This window comes from Lacisediminimonas sp. (genome assembly GCF_030645335.1).
Taxonomy (GTDB): Bacteria; Pseudomonadota; Gammaproteobacteria; order Burkholderiales; family Burkholderiaceae_D; genus Lacisediminimonas.
In genome coordinates this window covers 1-5332 of record NZ_JAUSNH010000113.1, presented here as the reverse complement: position 1 = coordinate 5332, position 5332 = coordinate 1, and the positions used below count along the sequence as shown (strand labels likewise).

Sequence of the window (5332 nt, the reverse complement as noted above, 5' to 3'; positions counted from 1 at the left end):
CGATCGAACGCGCACTGCGCCCGAAACAGCTCGACGAATATGTCGGCCAGGAAAAAATCCGCGACCAGTTGAGCATTTTCATTGCGGCGGCCAGGAAGCGCGGCGAAGCGCTCGACCACACTTTGTTATTCGGGCCGCCAGGGCTGGGCAAGACCACGCTGGCGCATATCATCGCGCGCGAAATGGGCGTGAACTTGCGCCAGACTTCCGGTCCGGTGCTGGAGCGTCCGGGCGACCTGGCGGCGCTGCTGACCAACCTGGAAGCCAACGACGTCCTGTTCGTCGATGAAATACACCGACTGTCGCCGGTGGTGGAAGAAATCCTCTATCCGGCGCTGGAGGATTACCAGATCGACATCATGATCGGCGAAGGGCCGGCGGCGCGCTCGGTACGGCTGGATTTGCAGCCCTTCACGCTGGTGGGTGCGACCACCCGGGCTGGCATGCTGACCAATCCCTTGCGCGACCGCTTCGGCATCGTCGCGCGGCTGGAGTTTTATACGGCCGAACAACTCGCGCGCATCGTCACCCGCAGCGCCGGATTGCTCAATGCGCCCATCGGGGACGATGGCGCTTTCGAGATCGCACGGCGCAGCCGCGGCACGCCGCGCATTGCCAACCGGCTGCTGCGGCGGGTGCGCGACTATGCCGAAGTACGTGGCGACGGCCGCATCGACCAGGCCACGGCCGACGCCGCATTGGCAATGCTGGATGTCGATCGCGTCGGTTTTGACCTGATGGATCGCAAGTTGCTCGAAGCCGTGCTGCTCAAGTTCGGCGGCGGGCCCGTGGGGCTGGACAACCTGGCTGCCGCGATAGGCGAGGAGCGCGACACGATCGAGGATGTGCTGGAGCCCTACCTGATCCAGCAAGGTTTCCTGCAGCGCACACCGCGCGGACGGATTGCCACGCCGGCGGCCTACCAGCATTTTGGCGTCACCATCCCCAGCGGCAATGCCACGCCTGAGCTGTGGACGTCGCCAGGCGGCGCAGCCTGAACGCGGCTTGCCCCGCTTGAGCGCCCGCAAGCAGGAAACGCAATGCTTGTGCAAGCCTGAAAGCTCGCACACAATCTGCGCCATGCTCCACTACAACGCCTGATCGCGTATTGCCCATGCTGCCTGCTCAAGAGGCGGATCGCTTCGCGCGTCAATTGCTCGAAGCGCGCGCCCACTCCCGACAATTGCCGCTACTGACCAGCGAGACGCCGCTGTCGATTGGCGGCGCCTATGACATCGCAAAGCGCATTCTCGATATCCGGATTGCCCAGGGCGAAGTGATGGTCGGCCGCAAGCTCGGCTTCACCAACCGGACCATCTGGCCAAAATACGGCGTGCGTGAACCGATACAAGCGCCGATCTGGGGCCCGATGTTCGATAGCACGGTGCGCTATGCGAGTGACAATAGTGGCGTCCAGAGCCTGGCTGGCGCGCTGCAGCCACGGCTGGAGCCGGAAGTGGTTTTCAAACTCGGCCGCAGCCCCGACCCGGCGGCGAGTATCGACGAACTGGCCGACTGCATCGAGTGGATGGCGCATGCATTCGAGATCGTGGCGTGCCCGTTTCGCGATTGGCAATTCGAGGCGGCCGACGCCATCGCCGCTTTTGGGTTGCACGGCACCTTGATCGTCGGCGAACCGGTGCCGCTTCCAGTGCGCTCACGGCGCAAGCTGGCCGGCGTGCTGGCTAGCGGCAGCGTGTCGCTATCCTGTAGTCAAACCGGTGTGTTTTCGCTGCAAGCGGCGGGGTTTGGCAGCGATGTCCTCGACAGCCCGGTGCATGCGCTATGGCACGCCCATCAATTGCTGGCGACACAGGCACAGTTTGCGCCGCTGGCTGCCGGTGAAATCATTTCCACCGGCACCTGGACCGATGCCTACCCGATCAAACCCGGCCAGACATGGGCGTCGGCATTCTCGGGCGTATTACTGCCGGGGCTGACGGTCTCGTTCGTCTGACCGAGCTTGCTCAGGCCGCCGGCAGCTTGGCCAATTGCTCGCGCAGCCGGCTGACAGTCGCGGTAAAGTTTTGCAGCCGCTCTTTCTCCTGTTCCACCACCTGGGCCGGCGCCCGTGCGACGAAACTCTCGTTGCCCAGTTTTGCCTGCGCCTTGGCAATCTCGGCTTCCAGGCGGAGTGCTTCTTTGGTCAGGCGCTCGCGCTCTGCCGCCAGGTCGATCTCCACTTTCAGCATCAGCTTGGCATTGCCCACGACCGACACCGGTGCCGGCGAATCGGGCAAGGCCGGCACCACGCTCACCTCGGACAACTTGGCCAGCGCTTGCAGGTAGGGCGCCAGCGATTGCAGCAGGGTGGTTTCGCCTTCCATCAGCAAGGGCACCCGCAGCGCCGGTGATAATTGCATTTCGCCGCGCAGGTTGCGGCAGGCATCGGTCATCGACTTGAGTTGCGCCATCCAGGCTTCGGCCGCTTCATCGATCTTTTGCGGCTGCGACTCGGGATAGGGCTGGCGCATGATCGAGTCGCCGGCCGGGTCGAGCGTGCGGCCCGACAGCGGCGCCACCGTTTGCCACAGTTCTTCGGTGATGAACGGGATGATCGGATGGGCCAGCCGCAAGACCGTTTCCAGCACGCGCAACAAGGTGCGCCGGGTAGCCCGCTGCTGCGATTCGGATCCGTTCTGCAATTGCACCTTGGCCACTTCCAGGTACCAATCGCAGTACTCGTCCCAGATGAACTTGTAGATGGCCGAGGCGATGTTGTCGAAGCGGTAGTCGGCGAAACCTTTTGCCACATCCGTTTCGGTGCGCTGCAGGATCGACACGATCCAGCGGTCTGCCTGCGAAAACTCCAGGTAGCCGCCCGCCACACAGGCCTCCGCGCCATGCTCGGCGAGACCGCAATCTTTTCCTTCGGTGTTCATCAGGACGAAGCGCGTTGCATTCCACAACTTGTTGCAGAAATTGCGGTAGCCCTCGCAGCGGCCCAGGTCGAAATTGATGTTGCGCCCGAGCGATGCATAGCTGGCCATCGTAAAGCGCAGCGCATCGGTGCCGAATGCCGGGATGCCGCCGCTGAATTCCTTGCGCGTTGCACGGGCAATGCTGTCGGCCTGCTTTGGATTCATCAGGCCGGCGGTGCGCTTGCCTGCCAGCGTTTCGACATCGATGCCATCGATCAGGTCGATCGGGTCCAGCGTATTGCCCTTGGACTTGGACATCTTCTGGCCGTTGGCGTCGCGCACCAGGCCGTGTACATACACTGTGCCGAACGGTACTTGCCCGGTGAAGTGCGTGGTCATCATGACCATGCGCGCCACCCAGAAGAAAATGATGTCAAAGCCAGTCACCAGCACCGTCGACGGCAGGAACATGGCCATGTCGCGCGTCTGTTCCGGCCAGCCCAGCGATGAAAACGGCACCAGCGCCGACGAGAACCAGGTATCGAGCACGTCAGCGTCGCGGGTCAGCACGCCGGTCGAGCCGGCGGCTTGCGCCTTGGCGCGCGCTTCTTCCTCGTTGCGCGCCACAAACACCTGCCCATGCTCGTCATACCAGGCCGGAATCTGGTGGCCCCACCACAACTGGCGCGAGATGCACCAATCCTGGATATTGTTGAGCCACTGGTTATAGGTCGTGGTCCAGTTCTCCGGGATGAACTTGACCTCGCCGGACGACACTTTTTCCAGCGCCACTTCGGCAATCGATTTGCCCGGGAACAAGGTTCCCTCGGGCGCCGGCTTGCTCATGGCGACGAACCACTGGTCGGTCAGCATCGGCTCGATCACCACGCCGGTACGGTCGCCGCGCGGCACCATCAGCTTGTGTGGCTTGACCAGTTCCAGCAGCCCCTGCGCGTCGAGGTCGGCAACGATCTGCTTGCGCGCGGCAAAGCGATCCAGGCCGCGATATTGCTCCGGGCCGTTGTCGTTGATTTTTGCGTCCAACGTCAAAATGCTGATTGGTGCCATGTCATGACGCTGGCCGACGGCATAGTCATTGAAGTCATGCGCCGGCGTGATCTTGACGCAGCCGGTACCGAATTCCTTGTCCACGTAACTGTCGGCGATCATTGGAATGCTGCGCCCGGTCAGCGGCAGCACCAGCATGCGCCCCACCATGTGGGCGTAGCGTTCGTCGGTCGGATCGACCGCAACGGCGACGTCGCCCAGCATGGTTTCAGGCCGCGTGGTGGCGACAGTGATGTGCCCGTTGCCATCCGCGAACGGATAGCGGATATGCCACATGCTGCCGTCTTCTTCCTCGGAAACCACTTCCAGGTCGGACACCGCCGTTCCCAGCACCGGATCCCAGTTCACCAGCCGCTTGCCGCGGTAGATCAGGCCTTGCTCGGACAAGCGCACGAACACTTCCGTGACGGCATTCGACATCTTGTCGTCCATCGTGAAGTATTCGCGGCTCCAGTCGGTGGAGGCGCCCATCCTGCGCATTTGCCCGGTGATGGTCGAGCCGGACTGTTGCTTCCACTCCCAGACCTTCTCCAGGAATTTTTCGCGCCCGAGATCGTGGCGCGAGATTTTCTGGGCGTCGAGCTGGCGTTCGACCACGATCTGGGTCGCAATGCCGGCGTGGTCGGTGCCGGGAATCCAGGCCGTATTGAAGCCGCGCATCCGGTGGTAGCGAGTCAACCCGTCCATGATGGTCTGGTTGAACGCATGGCCCATGTGCAGCGTGCCGGTGACGTTGGGCGGCGGCAACTGGATCGAGAATGCGGGTTTGCCCGCATCCATCGACGCCTGGTAATAACCGCGCTGCTCCCATGTGCTGCGCCAGTGTTGCTCGATTTCTGCGGGCTCGAATGCCTTGGCTAATTCCATGATCTTGCGTTGTTTTTTCAAAAGAATGGATTATACGTGCCATCCCTGCGCCAGCCAGCCACATGCACGGCCAAGCGCAGGCAATCTTCGCCTGTCAGGCCGGGTCAGCGTCAGCGGCCGGTTGCCGTCAGGGGGCGGGAATGTCGACTTGATCCCGGTCAATTTTCGAAAAATCCATCCAGGTTGGCGCAGCATCGGACTTCTCACAAGCTCGGTCGGCGCTATAATCAGCTCGCTGTCGCGCTTTCGCGGCAGCCGAGCGCTAGGGGTCCTGATGTCGGTCTTGCAAGACCGGATATCGGGTGAGAGACACCCTTGTACCTGATCTGGATAATGCCAGCGAAGGGAAGCATCGCAGCAGGGCACCGTCGCACCATTGTGCCCGCCGCATGGTTTTCCTTCGCGTTTGTCTACAAAGCAAAGGAAGACCATGAACGCCAATCCGCAATTCCTCGCCGCTACCGCCACGGTAGACGAAGCCGCCGTCCAGCCCTTGCCGAACTCGGCAAAAGTCTATGTGGAAGGTTCGCGCCCCG

Annotated in this window: 3 protein-coding genes and 1 riboswitch; of the genes, 2 read left to right on the top strand and 1 reads right to left on the bottom strand. The window is 62.4% G+C overall.

All coding sequences use genetic code 11. The features are described 5' to 3' along the window. Nucleotides 1-998: Holliday junction branch migration DNA helicase RuvB (ruvB, locus tag Q7T64_RS07895; RefSeq protein ID WP_304793929.1), on the top strand; the 998-nt coding region annotated here is incomplete at its 5' end. A gap of 116 nt (nt 999-1114) precedes the next feature. Then, nucleotides 1115-1957, top strand: a complete 843-nt coding sequence (locus tag Q7T64_RS07890) for a 2-keto-4-pentenoate hydratase (protein ID WP_304793926.1) — start codon at nt 1115-1117, stop codon at nt 1955-1957. A gap of 10 nt (nt 1958-1967) precedes the next feature. Here the strand turns inward: Q7T64_RS07890 and Q7T64_RS07885 are convergent, their stop codons facing one another. Then, nucleotides 1968-4796 (bottom strand): valine--tRNA ligase, encoded by a 2829-nt coding sequence (locus tag Q7T64_RS07885; RefSeq protein WP_304793922.1) that lies wholly within the window; start codon nt 4794-4796, stop codon nt 1968-1970. A 254-nt stretch (nt 4797-5050) separates the two neighbouring features. Then, a riboswitch (TPP riboswitch) is annotated at nt 5051-5161 on the top strand. Nucleotides 5162-5332 lie beyond the last annotated feature (171 nt).

Bases quoted from the DNA above. Each gene is read 5' to 3' on its own strand.
- Q7T64_RS07885 (WP_304793922.1), bottom strand. From the start codon at position 4,796: ATGGAATTAGCCAAGGCATTCGAGCCCGCAGAAATCGAGCAACACTGG.
- Q7T64_RS07890 (WP_304793926.1), top strand. From the start codon at position 1,115: ATGCTGCCTGCTCAAGAGGCGGATCGCTTCGCGCGTCAATTGCTCGAA.